Raw genomic sequence first — 21,356 nt, forward strand, 5'->3', positions numbered from 1 at the left:
AATAAAGAAAGCCCTAATCTTTTGACTAGGGCCTTTTAAATTTGGAGCGGGAAACGAGATTCGGGCTTAAGACCTTAATCTTTGTAATGTCACCAATATTCTTAGACTTTAATTTAAAAAATTACACTTCAATCAAACATGCAAACATAGCATATCCGTCAATAACCATGGGTAGGCCTGCACGATGAGCACGAAAACCCGCAGCACGTAATAACCGCTCTACCCCAAGAGGTGAAGTGGTAATAAGTTGTTTGGCGCCTTGTTTTCTTGCAAAGTTGATCGCTTCTTGCAGAATAGCAATAGAGACGGGGGATGACACTGCTTGGCTAGCAGAAGAAGGTGGGTTTGAGAAATCCATGGCTGAAAATCTTGATAACTCCCAAATTTCTGGTGAGCAAGGAATAGGCATTCCATTAAGTAATTGAGGAAATATTTCACCAAGTAAATAAGGTTGAGTAGTCGGTAGTAATCTGGCACAACCAATAATATTGAACTCTTCATCTTGAGCGACGACATACGCGGTATCAACTTTGTCAAACTGATCTAGTTCTTCATGATTTGGACAGTTCAACTCCCAACCTAAATATTCAACAAATACCCTATAGCGGTAATTTTTAAATTTAGTATATAGGCCTTCTGAAAAATTATTTTGAAATCCAGCAATAACATTCATTACAAGTGCTTCCACTTATTTTTCAAGTGACTTTACTGAACAGCTGGGAGGGCGGTAACTGTAAGAATTTACAGGTTTCTAAGAGAAATATGGAGTTAATTTAGCCATTGTTCGGGTTGTATTGATTTGGGCATAAATGAACTGTTCCCAGAACAAAGTATCAATTTTCTTTTTGATTAGTGTGTCAGTCAGAGCACATCCAATATCTGTACCATATAGATCAACAATCATGATATTACTTCGAGGTAGGCCAATACGTTTTATGCTCGTGATGCCATTGTATTCAATAAATTCCCAGTCCCATCCAGTACTTAACGCTGGGGTCAGTGAGGTTGCCCACTCAGTAAAACCATAATGTAGAGTTTGACAATCTTGCATTCGCGTTGATTCAACAATAGATATGAGATGGTGGAGTGGATAGTTCATAAGCTGGTTTTCATTCATTCGAATAAAACCATCTGTTGATATTGATAAATGAGAGGGGACGGTGACCATGCTACCTGTTCAAATGACTTGAATTGGGGTTCAATGGATAAATAGCATAAATTATTACCAATAAAATACTGTTATCTTTAGCAGGTTAACTGGTGGCAGATTGCATGCAACATTAAGCTATTCTTGAGAGTAGGGTTTATTTAAGTGGAAATTAAGAATTTTTCCTTCTTAATAGGAAAATCATGTATTTTTATATTATAAACAAAATGTATTATACATATTATAGATAGTGTCTAGTTCATTGATTGGAAAATAATTGTAATAAAATCATATAATTTTTTAATTTTTAAAGATTGCTAATTTATCTTATGATTAGTGTAGAATAATATGGGCATCAGGAGATAATAAAAATATTATTTAATTAAATTAATAAGAATATGCAAATTAGATTAAGTAATAGGCTTATTTTGTAAGCCAAAAATAATCATTTTTTGGAATAAAATGTGCCCTATAAAATTTAATATTTAAAGCATAATCTGCGCATGCAATATAACAACCTTACAAAGCTTTCTGAAACTATTTTACCCGAATAATTTAAAACCCTCTCAGGCTAAAAAATGTTGTTAATTGGATTATGAATTCACAATATGCAACTGCGTAAAAATAATTTATGTGCGAGGACTAATGCGGGAAAATGGAAAGTTGGCAAGAAGATCTACTATCGGCATCTCTGATCGTACAAAATGAATATCAATTGTTTGAAATCGTTAAATCCACAGCTTTAAAGCTCGGATTTGATTATTGTGCGTATGGTATGCAATCGCCCTTGTCTATTGCCGAACCAAAAACAATTATGTTGAATAATTATCCACAAGAATGGCAGAAACGCTATGTGGAACAGCAATATATAAAGGTAGATCCAACTGTGCAGCATTGTATGGTATCACTTCAACCTCTTATATGGTCGAACCAATCTGCGAAGACACAAGAACAAAAAGAGTTCTGGGAAGAAGCAAGTTCTTATGGCCTAAATGTCGGTTGGGCACAGTCAAGCCGCGACTTTATTGGTACTAGAGGAATGTTAACTCTGGCAAGATCCAGTGAGCAATTGTCAGAAAAAGAGCAGAAAGCTCAATATACGAATATGTATTGGTTGACCCAAACAGTACACTCCAGTATTGCTAAAATTGTGAATGACACAGAATTTGCTCAGTTTAATCTTTATTTAACTCATCGTGAAAAAGAGGTATTACGTTGGACTGCTGAGGGTAAAACATCAGCAGAGATTGCACAGATTATTGGAGTTACTGAAAGAACAGTAAATTTTCATCTTTGTAACGCAATGCAGAAGTTAAATGTGAATAATAAAATTTCAGCTGCTATTCGAGCTGTAATGTTAGGGATTTTATAGAATTATATATATAAATATTTGAAAAATTTAATATTAGATTAATTGGGGTATTTTAATTTTGTATTTAAAGTTAAGTTGAATTAATTAAAATAAAATTTCATAGAAAGATTATGTAAAAATTTTTATTTTAAAAAGTATAAGTTAAATTAAAATTTATTTTTATTTCAATATTAAAATTAATATAAAATAATGTGTTTCTCCATTTAATATCTTGGTGGAAACTTTTAGAGTTTGTTGAATACTGTTGAAATAGAAGACAAAATTAGCTTTGGGTCTAATTCAATTGGTTGAATTTAAAATATAAAAATAATTTTTTGAAAGTACTTAGATGTCTTAATTTTTAATAAATAAAAAGCAACCTGTAAACCCTTACAGGTGTAATAAGAAATATTTGAACTTAAAATATAATGTGAATTTGTATTTTAAATAAAAAGTATATTCATTTTTATTAAAAGCCCCGAAGAGAATGTAATTTCTAAATTAGTGAATTTTAAGGGTGCATTATAATTAATCGGAGTAATTTATGGCTGTAATGGATACGGATAATATCATTGCAACATTGGAATCCCACGCAAATTTAAATGGAAGTAAGCTTGCTTTCGAATATTTAGGGCGTCAAACGGGTCGTATTCAGTCTCTTACATATAAAGATTTGAATGCGCGGGTTCAATATCAAGCTCAGGTATTAATGAATCTCGTAGACAGTGGTGATCGTGCTGTGTTGTTGTTCGAGCCTGGGCTAGATTTTATTGTATCGTTCTTTGCCTGTCTAAAAGCCAAAATTATCGCAGTACCAGTCAGTTTGCCGTTTAATCGTAATGGTTTTTCTAATATTTTGAATATTATGAATGACTGTGAGCCAAAGATAGTACTCACAACCAAAAAGATTCTTGAGATCTCAGGCCTGATCACCTTAAAAGCGCAAAATGAAAGTTTAATATTGCATGCCGTTGATGCCGAATTGCAACGTGACTTGGTAGAAAAAGATTTCCCGCATATTGATGAAGAAGATGTTTGCTTCCTTCAATACACTTCGGGGTCAACAGGATGGCCTAAAGGGGTAATCGTTACCCATAAAAATATTATGGCAAATGAAGTCATGATTGCTGAAGCTTTTGGTACACAACCTCAAGATATTGGTTTTACATGGCTACCTGTCTATCACGATATGGGACTGATTGGCTCAGTTTTACAAAGTGTTCATGTGGGTCTGACTTGTTATGTCATGTCGCCGCTGGATTTTATTCGTAAACCCCTAAAATGGCTGCAATTTATCAGTGAAAAAGGTGTAACGATTACTGGTGGGCCAAACTTTGCCTATGAATTATGTCTGCATCGCATTTCTGATGAGCAGGCGGCATCACTTGATCTGAGTCGTTTACGTGTGTTGTTCAATGGTGCTGAGCCAATTAAGGCTCACGTCATGCAACGCTTCATGGAGAAGTTTAATACCCAGTCCAAACTGAGAATAGATAGTTTCTTGCCATGTTATGGCTTGGCTGAAGTTACGCTCTTGGTCAGCGGTGTGACTGGTCCTCTCCATGCAATTTCAATTGATCGTGACAAGTTAAATGCGAATTTGGTGGAGGCCAGCCAAGATCAGACCGCCGTGCAAGTGGTGAGCTGTGGCAAGATCTCACCATATATTGATTGCCGTATTGTTAATCCTCATACCCATAAAGAAGTAGCGGCTCATGAAGTCGGTGAAATCTGGTTAGCCGGTGAGAGCGTTACAGCAGGTTACTGGCAGAAGCCAGAGGTCAATCAGGAAACCTTTGCGGCAACGATCATTAATGATGCGTGTGAGCCGAGTCAAGTGCATTACTTGAGAACTGGCGATATGGGTTTTGTCAAAGACGGAGACCTGTATGTGACTGGCCGCCTTAAGGATGTAATTATCATCCGTGGCAAAAACTATTACCCACAAGATATCGAGTGTTCTGTCGAAACGGCGCATCCTGCTGTTCGTAAAGGCTGTGTTGCAGCAGTAAATGTTGCTGATTCTGAGGGTGTCACGGTTGTACTTGAGATCAAGAAGAAATCACTCGATAAGACTCTCAATTTTGAAGCCATTAGAACTCAGGTCAAGGAACAAGTGACAGCTGATATTGGCTTACCTGTCGACGGTGTCTATTTGCTGCATCAAGGCCGAATTAACAAAACTACTAGCGGCAAAATCAGAAGAAGAAAAATTAAAGAGCAGATCGAACGTGGTCAATTGGTTTGTTTAACCCATCCAAACCGTAGAACGGTGATTGCTCGAAACTATGTCAAAAACGGCTTAGAAGTCATCCGTGATCGTGAGCAACGGGGGCAACTGATTCGTTATAGCTCCAATCTACTCAACTCAATGATCAAGGAACGTGAAGTACGCACGCTGATTTTTAATCGCCTGAAAAGTGCTTTGTTTTAACCCTTACCCTCTAATCATTTGAGTGAAAATCCATGTCACTTACGTCCAATTTGCGGCAGTTTCAATCTGCTGCTCGTCTGGAGCAAATTTTAGGCTCCGTACATGATACTAATAACGATTTTTCTTGGTCCGCTGCCATCGAGCGTGATGAGAAGGAGCAATATCCTCAGCGTGCTGTTGATTTTCTGAATGCTGTGGGGATGAACCGCTTCTATGTACCTTCAGAGCTCGGAGGTCGCATGGAAATTGGGGAAGAGTTGCTGTATCTGCATCGTGTGTTGGCACGACGTGATCTAACAATCAATTCGACCTATAGCACGAATGCATGGTCTGTAATCGTATGGATCGGTGGTAATGCTAATCAATGCCAAAACATTGCTAGTCGAATTTTAAGTGGTGCCGCACCAGCGCTGGCTTATAGTGAGAAAGCGCATGGTGCCGATCTGTTATCTAGTGAAGTGACTGCACAAGCTACCGAGAGCAAGTATGTTTTAAATGGTGAAAAATGGTCAATTAATCGCGCCACTTTAGGAGACTCTTTAAGTCTGATCGCTAAAACATCGAATGATCGTGGACCACGTAGTTTGAGCGCATTCTGGCTTGATAAGCGTCATATGGCTTCTAAAGGAACATATAGTCTGAACCGCCTGCCAACAGTGGGCATGCGTGGTTTAGATATTAGTGGTATTGGCTTTAACAACGCTGAAATTCACAAAGATGCTTTGATCGGTGAAGAAGGCCAAGGGTTGGAACTTGGACTCAAAACCCTACAGGTAACGCGTGCATATTGTAGTAGTTTTTCGCTGGGAGCCGGCGATACGATGCTACGTATTGCGACCGAGTTCGCGATCGAACGCGAGTTATATAACAAAAAAGTAATTAGCATTCCACTGGTGCGTGAGCAACTCGCTACAGCATATGCCTATTTGTTAGCGGCTGAAGTGTTATCACTCGTTGGTGCACGTGGATTACACGTTTGTATTAATCAGTTCAGTACATGGTCACCAATCGTCAAAGTACTGGTGCCTGAATATGTAGAGTCACTTGCCAAGATCACGTCTTCAGTACTTGGGTCACGTTTCTTCTTAAGAAATGCTTATGCTGATGGAATGTATCAGAAAGCATTCAGAGACCATCTGATTGTTAGTGTTTTTGACGGTAGTAGCACCGTCTGTCTAGACAGTCTGAGTTTTCAGCTCAAATCTGCCAATAAAGGTCGTAGCAAAAAAGCTGACCATCTTAACCAAGCCGAAGCTAAAGCACGCTATCGCCAGTTGTATGACTTACAAGTGGAGACAGACGCTATTGATTTCCGTGAACTTGAGATTTTCAACCGTGATGGTGACTTAGTGATGGAGTCGCTGGGGACGATCATCGAGATGCTCAATGATTCCGAGGCCACCGTGGGGTTGTCTGCTGAAACGCTATCCACACTACGTGAGCGTGTAGACCAGCTTATGGTTGAACAGCGTACATTAGATCAAAAAATTCAGGATTACTTTTCAAATTCTGAGCAAAGCAAAGAGTTTGAAACGTTGCGTTTTAGTCTCGCCCGAGGCTACGCCGAGCTGTTTGCCCGCATTGCTGTGCTGGGTTTCTGGGTCTTTAACCGCCCTAGTCTAAGACCTGCTTTACAGGATGGATCATGGCTGATCATTTTCCTAAATACTGCTGAAGGGCAGACATCTCCTCCTATCACGTCATTACGTGAAAACACATTGGTAGATTTACTAGACCGAATTTCAACCAACCATATGTTATCTGTCATCGATTTTGCATTGGCACCACGTGATGCCAAACCGGTTAAAAAGGAGATTACCCCATGAATAAAGATAAGGCTTACTGGAGCGCAACTATTCGTACGTTAGTGGCCAAAGAAATGCGTGTAGAGCCTGAGACGATTGATCTAGAGCAAAAATTTACCAGTTATGGTCTTGATTCGATCGTTGCTTTGTCTGTGTCTGGGGACTTAGAAGATCTGACAAAACTGGAACTTGAGCCGACACTGCTATGGGATTATCCAACAATCAATGCGTTGGCTGAATATCTGGTTTCTGAGTTGCAACAGGGAGTTGCTTCATGAATAACATAGCAAGCCTAGAACCAAAAATTCTGTCGCGTCATGCGATTTCTGCAGAACAGCTTGGTATTTGGTATATCCAGCGTCTTGAGCCAACTTGCAGTGCCTACAATATGGTGGTGGCTTTTGATGTGAAGGTCAACCAGCCATTAGGCAACAAGCCGATGGAGATTTTGGAAGCAGTGTTACATGATTATCCGTTACTACGTGTAAGCATGCCTGCCAATGATCAGGGCATCGAGCAAATCATCTGGGATCGTGTATATCCTAATATCATTCTCTCTGATGCTCGTCATGTTGAAGCTTCTGATTTGACGAAATTAGTCGAACAGGATACCAAGCAACCATTTGACCTAACTCAGCCACCGTTGTGGCGTATTCATTGTTATGAGCGCGGTCAGAATCACTATGTGATTGCAGTTGTGATTCATCATGCCTTAATGGATTTCTGGTCGATTGGTCTGTTGCTGCGCGATGTCTGCAAGCGTTTTGGACTGGTAACAGACTCAAATGTAGTGAACGGAATCGAGTTCGCTCAATATGCAGATAAGCAGAAGAGCAACGTGATCGGTGATGCTGATGAAAGCTTACTGTTTTGGAAAAATGCGTTAAAGCATGCTCCACATGTGCATAGCATTCCACTTGATTATCCACGTCCAGCTGTGCAACAACATAAGGGTAGCTCGGTAATTTTCCGTGTACCTGAGTCAGTATCGTCTGGTCTTGTAAACTTGGCGAAAGATTATGAAATTACCTTGTTCGGACTTGTACTATCTGGTTTTTATATTCTGCTGAACAAATTATCGAATGAAAATAATCTGGTCGTTGCCACAGCAGTAGCAGGTCGACTTGAACGCTCTTTGCGCAATGCACTAGGACAGTTTGTCAATACAATTGCTCTGAACATAGACATCGATGCTGATCAGACTTTACATCAATTTACCCAGCAGGTGCAGGAACAATTAAAACAAAGTCTTAAACATCAAAAAGTTGCTTTTTCCAGAGTGGTTGAAGCTGTTTCACCAAAGCGTGATGGCAGTATTAATCCATTGGCTCAAGTTGGAATGTTCTGGGAACGTCTCGGTGGTTTGGATGAGTTTAAAGAATTACTCTTACCAATCCAGAATCCAGCTACTTTAGCTGGTCAAGACCTTACGCTAGCAGGCTTTCCGGTTCGCCAACAAGAAGGCCAACTAGATATTATGCTAGAAATGGGTGGTGAATATCAGGGTGAATTGGTTGGTGTACTGAAATACAACTCTGAAATATTTTCTGCGGAGTCTGCCGAGAATATGGTGCAACTACTGCAAGTTGTACTATCGGAAATGGGGGCTCATCCTGAACGTAAGATTGTTGAGTTAGATATCGCACCTGATTATGCGAATGGTATTCAGCTAGGCTATCTACGTGGTCAGGTGACTGACTATCCTCGACATGATCTACTGGGAATGATTCTAAAGCAGATCGATGAGCGTGGTGATAACCATGCTATGACCTCTAGAGACCATGCAGTCAGCTATCATGAGTTAGGCCAGCATATCGCTGGGATTGCTGAATATTTACGTGCACATGGTATTACCAAGGGGGATCGTGTAGGTCTGATGGTAGACCGCACTGTGCTATTGCCCGCGGCAGTCCTCGGAATCTGGGCGGCAGGAGCAGCATATGTACCGTTGGATCCTAGTTTCCCAAGAGAACGTCTGCATAACATCGTAGAAGATGCTGAACCTAAAGTCATCTTGACCCAAACTGACTTGATGGATGCTCTTACAGTCTCTGTACCACGTCTAGATATCAATCAAGCTGGTGTTGTGCCCTTTGAGCAAGTACGTGAGACGCTTGCCTTTGGTGATACCGCTTATGTGATGTACACCTCGGGCTCGACAGGTAAGCCTAAAGGCGTGCGTATTGGGCATCCTTCAATAGCTAATTTCTTGTTGTCTGTGAACGATAGGCTGCAAGCAACTGCTGATATGCAGTTATTAGCCATCACTACTTATGCATTTGATATTTCGGTTGTTGAACTATTGATTCCGCTGATGTACGGCGGTGTGGTGCATGTGTGCCCACGTGAGATATCTCTAGATGGTAACCTGCTGGTTGAGTATATGCAGGCGAAGTCAATCAATGTTATGCAGGCAACGCCGTCCTCTTGGAAAATGCTCTTGGACAGTGAGTGGAAAGGTATCCCACATCTAACTGCACTTAGCGGAGGCGAAGCGCTAGATCCTGTACTCGCAGAAAAACTGCTGGGCAAAGTCAGCTGTCTTTGGAATGTCTATGGTCCGACCGAGACGACTGTGTGGTCCAGTGCAGCCCACATCACCGATGCCAAATATATTGATTTAGGCGAACCAATGGCGAACACCCAGCTTTATGTTCTTGATGAACAGCAGCGATTGGTTCCACGAGGCGTTATGGGGGAGCTGTGGATTGGAGGCGATGGTCTTGCAGTCGATTACTGGCATCGACCTGAGTTGACAGATGCACAATTTAGAACTTTACCATCCCTACCAAATGCTGGTCGACTCTATCGCACTGGAGATAAAGTCTGTCTGCGAATGGATGGACGTTTGACTCATCACGGACGTCTGGATTTTCAGGTCAAAATCCGTGGATTCCGTATTGAGCTAGGCGAAATTGAGAATGTCCTCAAACAGATCGATGGTATTACAGATGCCGTAGTCTTGGTTAAGACCACAGCCGACAACGATCAGAAGCTGGTGGCTTATGTGACTGGACATGACATTGAAATGGCTGGTTTAAAAAAGACTCTGCAAATCCATCTTCCGGCTTATATGGTGCCAAGTACGTTTATCCGATTGGATGAGTTTCCAATGACGGCTAACAATAAGTTAGATCGTAAAGCATTCCCTGAGCCAGTGTTTGAGCAGAGCAACGATTATGTTGCTCCACGCGATTCGATTGAAATCGAGTTATGTACTACCTTTGAGCAGATTTTGTCAGTCAAGCGAGTTGGTATACATGATGATTTCTTTGAATTAGGTGGGCATTCATTACTGGCTGTGAAACTTGTCAATCATCTCAAGAAGGTATTTGGTACCGAATTATCAGTTGCTTTACTTGCACAGTACTCAACTGTTGAGAGTTTGGGGGAGATCATCCGTGAAAATAAAGAAATCAAACCTTCAATCGTAATCGAACTGCGCCGCGGAACTTATGAACAGCCGCTATGGCTCTTCCATCCGATTGGTGGCAGTACCTTCTGTTATATGGAGCTCTCGCGTCATCTCAACCCGAACCGTACTTTACGTGCTATTCAGTCTCCAGGTCTGATTGAAGCAGATGCTGCGGAAGTAGCGATCGAAGAAATGGCGACGCTGTATATTGCTGAAATGCAAAAAATGCAGCCTCAAGGACCTTATTTCCTCGGTGGTTGGTGTTTTGGCGGTGCGATTGCATACGAGATCAGTCGTCAGTTGCGTCAAATGGGGCAGCAGGTCACAGGGATTGTCATGATCGATACACGTGCTCCAATTCCAGAGAATGTGCCTGAAGATGCTGATGATGCCATGCTTTTGTCTTGGTTTGCTCGTGATTTGGCTGTGCCTTATGGCAAAAAGCTGACGATATCAGCGCAATACTTGCGTGAATTGAGCCCAGATCACATGTTTGATCATGTGCTTAAAGAAGCTAAGGCCATCAATGTCATACCTCTCGATGCTAACCCATCAGATTTCCGACTTTACTTTGATACCTATTTAGCGAATGGCGTCGCACTTCAGACCTATTTCCCCGAGCCTGAAGATTTTCCGATCCTCTTGGTTAAAGCCAAAGATGAGTCTGAAGATTTTGGGGAAAGTCTCGGCTGGGATCATTTGATCAAAGATACGCTTACACAAGTGGATCTACCTGGTGACCATTCATCGATTATGTTCGCTGAGAATGTTGCGGCTGTGGCCAAGACAATTGATCAGATGTATCCAATTCCTGCATAAGAAATACAAGAAGGTAGAACCACTATGGTGACCATAGAACATGCTTTCCTTATACCGGCCGAGATTGATAAGGTTTTTAAATATCTTGCGAATCCGGGCAATGATGCAAGCTGGCAATTGTCATGTAAGCATTCAGAGCTACTAGACACTACTCCGCGTGTGGGCAGCAAGTATGAACTCAATTTGAGCTTTGCTAGTCGAGAGTTGGCCTTTAAAGGTGAAATTACACATCTGGTACCGAACGAATTGTATGCCTTCCAAGTGTTAGAAGGACCGTTTTATTACAAAGGTACTTATCACTTCAAACCGCATCCAGAAGGTACATGGATTGAATGGTTGTTTGAGGCAGAGCCGGGCGGCTTTTTTGGTGTATTTCCTAATGCACTGCTAAAAAAAATGGTTCTTGCCCAGTTCAAGAAAGATCTTGCTAATCTTCAGGCGCTGGCTCAGAAGGGTGGAATCTATGAGGCAGTGAGTACGCAAACGCAAGAGATTGAAGAGCCATCGGTAGAGGTCAAAAAAACATCGCAGGAGATAGAAGAACCATCGCCAGAGATCAAAAAACCATTACAGGAGATCGAAAAACCACTTCAAAAGACTCATCTGGTGATGGAGCAATATGCGCGTTGGATTCTCAGACATCGCCGTATTGTACTGACAGTGGTCATGCTCTTGACGATTGCCTTGGCATACCTTGCATCTGGCGTAAAAATTATTATTGATCCAGGCGCACTTGCACCGAATGGGCATCCTTATATCACCTCGACTAAGTTGATCGAAAAAAAATTCGGCTCCAAGTATATGGTCGTGATCGGTATTACACCGAAGCAAGGTGATATTTATCAGCCGCAAGTGTTGGAAAAAGTCAAACGTATTACCGAAGAAGTGGACAACGCCCCCGGCGTTGTTCGGTCCACTATGATGAGTTTGGCTGCACGTCAAGCGAAAGGAATCATGGCTAATTCGGAAGGGTTCGATGCCAAGAAATTATTGCCGACCAGTTCTGTAACTCAGGATGATATCGATCAACTGAAAAAAGTGTTGGCAATGAATCCAACTTATATGAATTCGGTGGTGTCCAAAGATCAAAGAACTGCTGCGATTTTGCTTGAGCTTGAGGAAAGTCCAGAGGGCTTCCAGAAGATGATGGCTCCGATCAACAAAATTGTAGAAAGCGAACAATCTAAAGATATGACGCTCAGTGTCGGTGGTAATCCTGTCTATCTAGATAAAGCTGAAGATTATTCTAAACGTATCAATATTTTGTTCCCAATTGCCGTACTGGTGATTGGATTGTTGCACTTTGAAGCATTCCGCAGTAAGCAGGGTTTGATTCTGCCACTCGTTACAGCTTTACTTGCTGTGGCATGGGGTATGGGTATGATGGGGCTGTTCAAACAGCCGATGGATATCTTTAACTCGCCTACACCAATTCTGATTCTCGCCATTGCAGCAGGGCACGCCGTGCAGTTGCTCAAGCGTTACTATGAAGATTTTGATCGTCTGATTGCCCAAGGTATGGAGCCTAAAACTGCCAATAGCGAAGCCGTGGTGCAGTCTATGGTTCGTGTTGGTCCAGTTATGGTGCTGGCTGGCGGTATTGCGGCGGCTGGATTCTTCTCTTTGTTGACATTCAACATTCCAACTATCCGTTCATTCGGTATTTTTACTGGAATTGGGATCATCAGCACGCTGATCATTGAGATGACTTTTATTCCGGCACTGCGCTCAATGTTGCCACCGCCTTCGGTTACGAAGGTCAAACGCAAAGGGCTGCCGATCTGGGATTGGATTCCAAATCGTATTGGTGATGCCATTTTGTCAGTTCGTCCACGAATGGTGTTAATGACTGCGATTGCGGCAATTGGTATCTTTCTTGCGATCGGCACGAGCCGTATTGTGGTAGATAACGATAGTCGGAATTTCTTTTCTCGTGACCTACCGATGCAGCAGGATGACAGGTTCTTGAATCAGTCACTTGGTGGCACAAATAGCCTTTATATTATGGTCGATACGAAGATTCGTGATGGTATTGAAAATCCAGAAATCCTAAAAGCGATTGATAATACTGAAAAGTTCGCGAATTCAATTCCAGAGGTTGGTAAAACCATCTCTATTGTGGACTATATCAAAAGAATGAATCAGGCAATGAATGCCGATCAGCCACAGGCATTTCAGGTTCCTGCAACCAAAGATGTTGTTGCTCAATATCTGCTGTTGTATTCAATGTCTGGTGAACCGACTGATTTTGAATCCTACATTGATACGACTCAGCGCTATGCCAAAATCACGATTCTTATGAAAACGGGCAGCAACCACCGTATTAAAGAAATCCTTGAGTCGCTAAAAACGTATATGGCGGGTCAACTGGGTGACAAGGCTGTAGTAAGTTTTGGTGGTGATGTGACCCAGACTATTGCTTTAACTGAAACAATGGTTCACGGCAAACTCATGAACATTCTACAAATTTCATTTGCCGTATTCTTTATTTCAGCTCTGGTCTTCCGTTCGATTTCAGCGGGACTGATTGTCCTGACGCCACTTCTGTTCTCAATTCTTGCGATCTTTGGCGTGATGGGCTGGCTCGATATTCCACTTAATATTCCGAATTCCCTTATCTCAGCCATGGCCGTAGGTATTGGTGCGGATTACGCAATTTATTTCCTCTATCGCTTGCGTGAAATCTTGCGAGAAGAAGGGGGAGATATCAAAGATGCTGTTCGTAAAACCTTAAGTACTGCGGGTAAGGCCTCTCTTTTTGTCGCGACTGCGGTCGCTGGCGGGTATGGCGTATTGTCCTTATCGCAGGGCTTCCACGTACATCAATGGCTAGCGATGTTTATTGTGATTGCGATGCTTTTCAGTGTGTTTGCAACCTTAATTATGGTACCTACAATGATTCTAATATTAAAACCTCGTTTCATCTTTTCCTCAAATAAGAAGAGCATTCCTGTTGCACAAACTGTTGTGACAAGCCTTTTGTTGGGTACTGCGCTCACCTTTTCATTACCAAAAACATCTTATGCAGATGAAGTTCAAGACATTGTTAATCGTAGTGATGATACCTCTAAATTCCTGACCTCAAGTGCTAGTGCCAAATTTATTTTGACTTCTAAAAATGGTGAGCAACGTGTGCGCTTGACTAAAAATATGACCAAGCTTGCTGGAAATACTCAGAACAATATGCGTTTGACCGAGTTCATCTCGCCTGCAGATGTACAGGGAACTACGACACTATTGATTGAGAACTCAAAAGGCAGTGATAGCATGTTTGTCTATTTGCCTGCATTGAAAAAAGTACGTCGTCTTGCATCAGCGAATAAGGGGGATGCTTTTATTGGTACGGACTTTAGTTATGGTGATGTACTTGGCTATAAGCTAAGTGACTGGAAGTACACCAAACTTGCAGATGGCAAATTTAATGGCAAAGATTGCTACATGATAGAAGCAACGCCAATCAATAATACGGTGAAGAGTGACTTTGGTTATAGCAAACGTCGCATGTGCATTCTCAAAGACAACTTTGTTACAGCAACCATCGATATATGGGACACAGCAGGCAAACCGTTAAAGCATATTGAGTTCACCGATATCCGTCCTTACGGCAAAGTGAAACCAAGATGGCAAGCCATGAAATCTATGGCGAAGAATCTGCAAACTCAGCATATGACACAAGTGATCGTCAATGATTTTGTAGCAGAAAAAACTTTATCCGATAAGATTTTCTCACCGCAGAGTCTTGAAAAATGACGCAAGGTGCCTATTGGGTATTTGCATGCTGCAGTAGCTTTATGCTACTGCAGCATGCTTATGCAGATGACAGCAAAATTAGTTTTGTGAGCCAGAACTCGGCTAGATTCGACCTGTGGTCATCGGATCGTGATTTAAGCTCGTTAAAAAACATTGGGCAAGCAAGTTTCTGGTCCAATGGTACGCTCAAGTTTAACCCTGCCTTTAAAATCCATTACGACATAAATATTGGAGACGAAACGGACCACACTGTAAATCCAGATCATACAAGCAAAATGAATCGCAACTTACGTGAGTTGTACGCCTCTTATAACTGGGATCAGACGTTTTATCTCGACATTGGTCGCCAGATTGTAGTCTGGGGGCGAGCTGATGGAATTAATCCAACGGATAATCTATCGCCACGTGACTATACGCGGTTGGTGCCAGATGATACAGATCAGCGTCTTGGAAATGATGCTCTCAAATTGACGTATATTCCTGAATCGGGGACCAATAAATGGACAGCATTGTGGTACCCACGTAGTCGTTCAGATGTGATTCCATTGCGTCAGATTGCTGGTGTCCAATATGAAATTGATCGTAAGAGCCGTCCTGCATTTGCAATGCGCTGGGATTATTCTGTGGATGGTTTAGATGTTGGGGCATCGTATTTTTCAGGTCTAGATCATATGCCTGATCTTTCAGTGCTTTCAGCATCTCCAATAGGACAGGCCACATTGCAACTGAAAAATAATCCTATGTCTGTCTATGGATTTGATTTCAGTTATAACCATAACGATATCGTGTGGCGAGGTGAAGCGGCATATACGCATACTGACTCAGAAGGTAGTGACGATCTTACACACAAAAAAAATAATCTGACCGTGGTCATGGGACCGGAATGGTCATTGAAGAATTCTACGCTGAGTTTGGTAGGCGTATACAAACATACGGAGGATTTCAGATCTGCCGATAGCATAATAAATCCAGCATTGAGAATAGTTTATCGTTATCAGCAAACGATTAGTGGTCAGTATGAGCAGGATCAATATGGAGCTATGCTGCGCTATGCACTTAATCTATTGAATGACAATCTAAAGTTGGAAGTAACAGGCTTTTATTTTGCACCACAGCCTAATGAGATGTTGAGAGTCCGTATTAATTACAATCTCAATGATCACTGGCAATTGAATGCGGGTGGCGATCGCTTCTGGGGCAGAAATGACACGGTGTTTGGACAATTTAGAGATAACAGTTTGGTCTATGTGCAGGTTCGATATAATTTTTAAGATAATTCGCTCCAAAACAATAGTTGGGTTTGCAGTCCCTAATAATTAAGGTGATTTATGAATAATTTAAATAACGCAAAAAAAGATAATTTTTCACGGAAGACCATATTAGTAACAGGTGCAGCAGGTTTTATTGGCAGTAGATTGATCGTTGAACTTTTGCGTGAAGGTCATCAGGTGATTGCTGCACTGCGCAATGCGGCAACTAAGAAAGACAAGCTATTAGGTTTCATTGCAATGCAAGGGCTAACTGATCCAGCGATTTCTTTTGTTGAATATGATTTAAGACATGACTTTAAGTTGGACTCTCTACTATCCGATGCTCAAACAAAGATCCATGTTATTTATCATCTTGCTGCATCATTTAATTGGGGCATTAGCAAAGCTGAAGCTCAGCGAACCAATGTCAAATCAGGACTAGCTCTGATTGAATGGGCTGCGACATTGAAGCAGCTTGAGCGATTTATCTGGATCGGTGGATATCGAGTCGCTACTCCGCCCAAAGAGTCGGCTGATGATTTGTATTATAAATACGGCGGTTACGAAGCTTCGAAAATTTTAGGGCATCAAGCTTTTATTGAGAAATGTAAGCGTTTAAATGTGCCATGGACTGCAATAAATCCAGCGACAGTCATTGATGGTTTCTATACTTATGGCGATATGCAATATATTGGTATTGCCGAAATGATTGATAAGTTATATCAAGGGCGTTTGCTGGCGCTGCCTGGTGGGAGTGATACATTCCTGCCACTGTGCAATATGCAATATATCGTGAGCTTTCTCATTCGAACGATATCTTTTCCTGAGACCATTGCTCAGGAGTATGTTTTGCTTGATCCTGCGACACCTAAATGTCATCATCTAGTGAACCTAGCTGCTGAGCACTTAGGAGTTAGCGCACCACATTTGCAAATACCTAAAGTTCTGCTCGAGAAATTACCTGAGGTATTGCTTGGTGGCTCAAAAGAGCAGCTCGCTTTCATTTCTAATGAAAACTATCATGTCGCTGAGACAGAAAAGATGGCTGTTAGGATGGGTATCGCAGACCTAATCAATACCAGTCCTTATTTTTCTCGTTGGATTGATCGTCTGGTGCTTACACGCTTTGGCCGTATGCAAGCACCAACACCTAGCTATTTTAGCTATCAGAATCGATATTGGACAGAAATCTATACTAAACAACCAGTTGGTTCAGAAAAATCTTCTGCACTATTTTTACACGGTATTCCATTTGATAGCACATGTTGGTCCCCAATCATCAATAAAATTACATACGATCAAGTCTCTATGATGGACTTACCCGGACTTGGGCGTTCAGGTAGTTATGAGGTGATGGAAGCTGACAATGATCAGTTTATTGATACTGCTGCAAAGCTTTTAGCACCAAATAGTGTTGTTATTGCTCACTCGTTAGGATGTCTGTTTGCATTGAATCTTGCAAAAAAATATCCAAATAAAGTTGCACGTCTTATCCTTATATCGCCTTATTTCGTGCAGGCACAGGCCGCAAAAATATTTCAAGTACAAACCCTCTCTAATCTAATTTTCCGTTTTGTTTCGAAAGAGAAGATTGCTAAAAATCTGCACCCGGATGGGCAAAAAAATCTATCTGTTGGTTATGCGATGGATTCATTACGTCGAGTGTCGGTAGCTAAGCATATTAGTGAGTATATGCACCGCATTAACGTACCAGATCAGCGTGCAATGCAAACGGCTTTACTCAACGAGCTTCAATCTAAAGTCGAGATTATTGTGGGAGAGAAAGACCCAATAGTTACATCAATAAATCCTAATATCCCTGTACAGGTGATCGCTGGTGCAGGTCATAATCCACACGTTACACATGTAGAAGTGGTTTATGATTATCTCACACCAGTTCTAACCAAATATATCAGCACCACAGTACAGCTCAGTGATGTCTGATATTTCCAAAGTACAGGTTTATGTCTGCCCAGTTTCACGGGTGCCACAAAACCACTTAATATTGAGTCATTATCTCAGCTTTCTCAATGCGGCAGAAAAGTTGAGATATGATCAATATCATCCTCATGCTGCAAGTCTTTTCTTGATCTCTCGTGTGTTAACGAAGTCTGTTTTAGCAGATAAGTTGGGTATCTCACCCCATGAAGTCAACATTCAATTACAACCTAACGGCAAACCTTTTGTACAAGGTAACAAAGCTGTTTATTTTAATCTTAGTCATTCAGCAGACGTTATTGTTCTTGCTGTGACCGAAGAAGGGGAAATAGGAGTCGATGTTGAACGGGTGGACCGTGAGTTCGATTGGATGCGTGTCGATAGCGTGTTAGCGCCAACTGAAATTGAATGGATTCAGGAAAATGAAAGGATTGATCCATCCAGTGTATATCAACGGTTTTTTCAAATATGGACCTTAAAGGAAGCCTATATTAAATGCACTGGCGAAGGAATGAGCCGTCATTTAAAGAAACTCAACTTTCATGTGTTAGCTGAACATATAGAGTTTCTCGATTTGACTCGTGATGTTCAAAAGACAGAAGAATATTATTTCCAAAGTTATATCTATGATTATAACTTTATCTTTTCAATCTGTTTACAGCAGCGTCTTGCCCAAGAAAGATTTGATCTGGATTGTTTTCAATTAGTGCCGTGTATATCTATACATCGAATAACACCAGTACCCTGCAAATATAACTAGATTACCTCGAAACAATCGATGGTTTAAAAATCTGAGTCTATTAATGAAACACTCGGCCTTGAGCCGAGCTATTCTCAAAAAATATGCTGTGAATCGATAGAATGTAAAATCATGGATCGATAAAAAGAAAAAAGCCCCAGTCTTTCGACTAGGGCCTTTTAAATTTGGAGCGGGAAACGAGACTCGAACTCGCGACCCCAACCTTGGCAAGGTTATGCTCTACCAACTGAGCTATTCCCGCATATATAAGCAGTTTTTACTAAAACTTTCTCAAAAAAAACCAATTTGGAGCGGGAAACGAGACTCGAACTCGCGACCCCAACCTTGGCAAGGTTATGCTCTACCAACTGAGCTATTCCCGCGTGCCGCTTATAATACATTAAGCAAAACAAGGGTCAACAACTTTATGCAAATAATTATGCTGATTGCATAAAATAAAAACAGAAATGAGCAATTAGAGCTATTTTTATTGTTAAGTTGCCGAATAAATAGACATTTTATTTGAAGTCAAAGCATACAAGAGCAACTTTTGTTTGTATGTAGACAGGGTATACTAGGTTCAAATATACGAATAATCGTAAAAGGAAAAGCTATGAGCCTTGAACAACAGTTAATTGAACGGTTACAAACCCTTGCACCTAGCCATTTGGAAGTGATCAATGAGTCTGCCGGGCACGGTGGTTATTTCCCAGGTAAAGAATCTCATTTTAAAGTGATTATAGTAAGCAATGAATTTGATGGATTGCGTTTGGTCCAACGTCATCAAAAGGTATATGCCTTAGCGTCTGATTTAATGAACCCAGGCCAAATTCATGCTTTAGCAATCCATGCTTATTTGCCAAGTGAATGGGAAGGTCAAGCACCTGCTAGCCCAGAATGTGCACATGCACCTAAAAACTAAGGGTTAATTTCATGGATGCACATTTACTCACTAAAATTATTCATATGACTGCAGTAGCTGCCGCACTTATGGTATTTGTTTTACGTGCCTCAACTCTGTTTATAGGTGTTCAAGGTGAACAACCCAATCCAGCAGGGCGTAAAGTATTAGTTGCCTTACAACATTTGTCATTTACCGTAGTTTTTATTACGGGTGCAATTTTGTTAGTCATGAAAGACTTTCAAGTACAACCGTGGTTTTACGCTAAAATTATTCTATTTTTAGTGTTGTTATCTTCCTTGATGAAAGCCTTTAAAAAAGACGACACTCTTTTATTGGCACAGCGCCGTGCAGGTTTGATCATTAGTGCGATTGCATTTATTGCTATTATTATTTTAGTAATTATAAAACCTGTTTTTGCTTAATTGTTCTACATTCTTTGCCTTTTTGATTAAGCTCTAGGTTAAACTGCGTACAGTAAAAAAAATATGCAGAGGGAAACATGTTAACTCGTGTGGTGTTTAACCAAAAAGGCGGTGTAGGGAAATCAAGTATTACTGTAAATTTGGCTGCAATTAGTGCCAAAAATGGCTTAAGAACATTGGTGATCGATCTTGATCCTCAAGCCAATTCTAGCCAGTATCTTTTAGGTGACGAAGCAACCTATTCTGCTGAAAAATCAATTTTAGAGCCAAATATCGAAAATTTCTTTGATGACGTGTTGGGCAACAATCAACAAAAAGGTTTAATCGGTAATGCGTTAGGTTCGATTTTAAAAGCTCCACGAAATAAAGATCTCGACAGTTTTGTACATTCAACTCCCTTTGCAAAATTAGATGTGCTTCCAGCAAGTCCTACACTTGGCGCGCTTGAACATGCGCTTGAAAGTAAACATAAAATTTATAAATTACGTGATTCGATCCAAAACTTAGTTGGGCGATATGACCGTATCTATATAGATACACCACCAGCATTTAACTTTTTTACTCTCTCTGCTCTGATTGCAGCAGATAAAGTACTTATTCCTTTCGACTGTGATGTTTTTTCAAAGCGTGCGTTACAAACATTGATTGAAAATGTTCTCGAAACGCAAGATGATCATAATGATCGCTTGGAAATTGAAGGAATTGTGGTGAATCAATTCCAATCCCAAGCAAAATTACCTCGGGAAGTGGTTCAGCAGTTAAAAGATGAAGGGTTGCCTGTACTTAATAGCATGTTACCGCCTTCGATTTTGATGAAAGAATCGCATCAGAAAAATTTACCTTTGGCCCATTTGGCACCAGAACATAAATTGACTCAAGCTTATGAGACATTGTTTGGTGAGATTGAGCCAAAACGATAAGAGAAAAATGATGAAAGGCTTATATATTGCGCCTTTGGTGGCAGCCACTTTACTCCTTGGCGCTTGTGCTACAACGGTAAAACCGACTTATGTGTCTCCGACACAATATCAATCTTTGAGCTGCCAACAGCTACAAAGTGAATATAACCGTATTCAGCAATATATCGACAATGGAGTGCAAACTCCAAAAAGTACAGGTATGGGTGTTGGTCTTGGACTCGGTGGTGGCTGGGGAAGAGGTGGCTGGGGATTCGGTCCATCTATTTCTGTAAACATGGGACAATCTTCTTCAACGAAGAATACTGAGCTTTCACGTGTTTTAGGCCAACAAGAAGCGATTGTTCAGGCTGCTCAGTTCAAGAATTGTCCAATTATTGTTCGTAAAAAGACCAATTAATAGTCAACTTTGCATCACAATATGCTAACTAAGGCATGTTGTGATGAATAAAGTTTAGCAAAATG

15 protein-coding genes and 2 tRNA genes are annotated in these 21,356 nt (G+C 41.0%); 13 read left to right on the plus strand and 4 right to left on the minus strand.

What is annotated here, in order from left to right; all coding sequences use genetic code 11:
• Positions 1-121: 121 nt before the first annotated feature.
• A complete protein-coding gene (abaI, locus tag AWW73_RS05185; RefSeq protein WP_081409496.1) occupies positions 122-688 on the minus strand; it encodes an acyl-homoserine-lactone synthase AbaI in 567 nt (188 codons plus the stop codon).
• A gap of 63 nt (positions 689-751) precedes the next feature.
• Positions 752-1,168 (minus strand): DUF4902 domain-containing protein, encoded by a 417-nt coding sequence (locus AWW73_RS05190; protein WP_062848977.1) that lies wholly within the window; start codon positions 1,166-1,168, stop codon positions 752-754.
• Positions 1,169-1,802: 634 nt separating this feature from the next.
• On the opposite strand from AWW73_RS05190, the gene abaR reads away from it, so the two are divergent.
• From abaR to AWW73_RS05235, 9 genes are all read left to right on the plus strand, one after another.
• A complete protein-coding gene (gene abaR / locus AWW73_RS05195) occupies positions 1,803-2,519 on the plus strand; it encodes a LuxR family transcriptional regulator AbaR (protein WP_057106353.1) in 717 nt (238 codons plus the stop codon).
• 523 nt (positions 2,520-3,042) lie between these two features.
• Positions 3,043-4,932, plus strand: a complete 1,890-nt coding sequence (locus tag AWW73_RS05200; RefSeq protein WP_062848978.1) for a fatty acyl-AMP ligase — start codon at positions 3,043-3,045, stop codon at positions 4,930-4,932.
• A 50-nt stretch (positions 4,933-4,982) separates the two neighbouring features.
• Positions 4,983-6,758: an acyl-CoA dehydrogenase family protein gene (locus tag AWW73_RS05205; protein WP_081409501.1), complete on the plus strand. Its 1,776-nt coding sequence runs from the start codon at positions 4,983-4,985 to the stop codon at positions 6,756-6,758.
• Positions 6,755-7,015 carry an acyl carrier protein gene (locus AWW73_RS05210; protein ID WP_031947088.1) on the plus strand — a complete coding sequence of 87 codons (261 nt, stop codon included), beginning with the start codon at positions 6,755-6,757 and terminating at the stop codon, positions 7,013-7,015. Before AWW73_RS05205 ends, AWW73_RS05210 begins: the two co-directional genes overlap by 4 nt.
• Positions 7,012-10,971, plus strand: coding sequence for a non-ribosomal peptide synthetase (locus tag AWW73_RS05215; protein ID WP_062848980.1), 3,960 nt, complete (start codon positions 7,012-7,014; stop codon positions 10,969-10,971). Before AWW73_RS05210 ends, AWW73_RS05215 begins: the two co-directional genes overlap by 4 nt.
• A 24-nt stretch (positions 10,972-10,995) precedes the next feature.
• Complete coding sequence (locus tag AWW73_RS05220; protein WP_062848981.1) at positions 10,996-14,721, plus strand: outer membrane lipoprotein-sorting protein; 3,726 nt, start codon at positions 10,996-10,998, stop codon at positions 14,719-14,721.
• Complete coding sequence (locus AWW73_RS05225; RefSeq protein ID WP_062848982.1) at positions 14,718-15,992, plus strand: hypothetical protein; 1,275 nt, start codon at positions 14,718-14,720, stop codon at positions 15,990-15,992. Before AWW73_RS05220 ends, AWW73_RS05225 begins: the two co-directional genes overlap by 4 nt.
• A gap of 57 nt (positions 15,993-16,049) precedes the next feature.
• Positions 16,050-17,915 (plus strand): alpha/beta fold hydrolase, encoded by a 1,866-nt coding sequence (locus AWW73_RS05230; RefSeq protein ID WP_062848983.1) that lies wholly within the window; start codon positions 16,050-16,052, stop codon positions 17,913-17,915.
• Positions 17,908-18,669: a 4'-phosphopantetheinyl transferase family protein gene (locus AWW73_RS05235; protein WP_062848984.1), complete on the plus strand. Its 762-nt coding sequence runs from the start codon at positions 17,908-17,910 to the stop codon at positions 18,667-18,669. The genes AWW73_RS05230 and AWW73_RS05235 overlap by 8 nt, the downstream gene beginning before the upstream one ends.
• A 165-nt stretch (positions 18,670-18,834) precedes the next feature.
• Here the strand turns inward: AWW73_RS05235 and AWW73_RS05240 are convergent.
• Together AWW73_RS05240 and AWW73_RS05245 are read right to left on the minus strand one after the other, a co-directional pair.
• A tRNA-Gly gene (locus AWW73_RS05240) sits at positions 18,835-18,910 on the minus strand.
• Between the two features lie 45 nt (positions 18,911-18,955).
• Positions 18,956-19,031, minus strand: a tRNA-Gly gene (locus AWW73_RS05245).
• 230 nt (positions 19,032-19,261) lie between these two features.
• On the opposite strand from AWW73_RS05245, the gene AWW73_RS05250 reads away from it, so the two are divergent.
• From AWW73_RS05250 to AWW73_RS05265, 4 genes are all read left to right on the plus strand, one after another.
• The gene (locus AWW73_RS05250) at positions 19,262-19,570 is read left to right on the plus strand and encodes a BolA family protein (protein ID WP_031947094.1); all 309 of its coding nucleotides are present in this window, start codon (positions 19,262-19,264) and stop codon (positions 19,568-19,570) included.
• A gap of 11 nt (positions 19,571-19,581) precedes the next feature.
• Entirely contained in the window at positions 19,582-19,974 is a 393-nt protein-coding gene (locus AWW73_RS05255) for a SirB2 family protein (protein WP_062848985.1), read from the plus strand.
• A 77-nt stretch (positions 19,975-20,051) separates the two neighbouring features.
• Positions 20,052-20,894, plus strand: a complete 843-nt coding sequence (locus AWW73_RS05260) for a ParA family protein (RefSeq protein ID WP_062848986.1) — start codon at positions 20,052-20,054, stop codon at positions 20,892-20,894.
• A 10-nt stretch (positions 20,895-20,904) separates the two neighbouring features.
• Entirely contained in the window at positions 20,905-21,291 is a 387-nt protein-coding gene (locus tag AWW73_RS05265) for a hypothetical protein (protein ID WP_002114091.1), read from the plus strand.
• Positions 21,292-21,356: the final 65 nt, after the last annotated feature.

This window comes from Acinetobacter lactucae (assembly GCF_001605885.1).
GTDB classification, from domain to species: domain Bacteria; phylum Pseudomonadota; class Gammaproteobacteria; order Pseudomonadales; family Moraxellaceae; genus Acinetobacter; species Acinetobacter lactucae.

What these genes read in the sequence shown, in the direction of transcription:
- AWW73_RS05190 (WP_062848977.1), bottom strand. Translation starts at nt 1,168, where the DNA reads ATGGTCACCGTCCCCTCTCATTTATCAATATCAACAGATGGTTTTATT.
- abaR (WP_057106353.1), top strand. Translation starts at nt 1,803, where the DNA reads ATGGAAAGTTGGCAAGAAGATCTACTATCGGCATCTCTGATCGTACAA.
- AWW73_RS05200 (WP_062848978.1), top strand. Translation starts at nt 3,043, where the DNA reads ATGGCTGTAATGGATACGGATAATATCATTGCAACATTGGAATCCCAC.
- AWW73_RS05210 (WP_031947088.1), top strand. Translation starts at nt 6,755, where the DNA reads ATGAATAAAGATAAGGCTTACTGGAGCGCAACTATTCGTACGTTAGTG.
- AWW73_RS05215 (WP_062848980.1), top strand. Translation starts at nt 7,012, where the DNA reads ATGAATAACATAGCAAGCCTAGAACCAAAAATTCTGTCGCGTCATGCG.
- AWW73_RS05220 (WP_062848981.1), top strand. Translation starts at nt 10,996, where the DNA reads ATGGTGACCATAGAACATGCTTTCCTTATACCGGCCGAGATTGATAAG.
- AWW73_RS05225 (WP_062848982.1), top strand. Translation starts at nt 14,718, where the DNA reads ATGACGCAAGGTGCCTATTGGGTATTTGCATGCTGCAGTAGCTTTATG.
- AWW73_RS05230 (WP_062848983.1), top strand. Translation starts at nt 16,050, where the DNA reads ATGAATAATTTAAATAACGCAAAAAAAGATAATTTTTCACGGAAGACC.
- AWW73_RS05235 (WP_062848984.1), top strand. Translation starts at nt 17,908, where the DNA reads ATGTCTGATATTTCCAAAGTACAGGTTTATGTCTGCCCAGTTTCACGG.
- AWW73_RS05250 (WP_031947094.1), top strand. Translation starts at nt 19,262, where the DNA reads ATGAGCCTTGAACAACAGTTAATTGAACGGTTACAAACCCTTGCACCT.
- AWW73_RS05255 (WP_062848985.1), top strand. Translation starts at nt 19,582, where the DNA reads ATGGATGCACATTTACTCACTAAAATTATTCATATGACTGCAGTAGCT.
- AWW73_RS05260 (WP_062848986.1), top strand. Translation starts at nt 20,052, where the DNA reads ATGTTAACTCGTGTGGTGTTTAACCAAAAAGGCGGTGTAGGGAAATCA.
- AWW73_RS05265 (WP_002114091.1), top strand. Translation starts at nt 20,905, where the DNA reads ATGAAAGGCTTATATATTGCGCCTTTGGTGGCAGCCACTTTACTCCTT.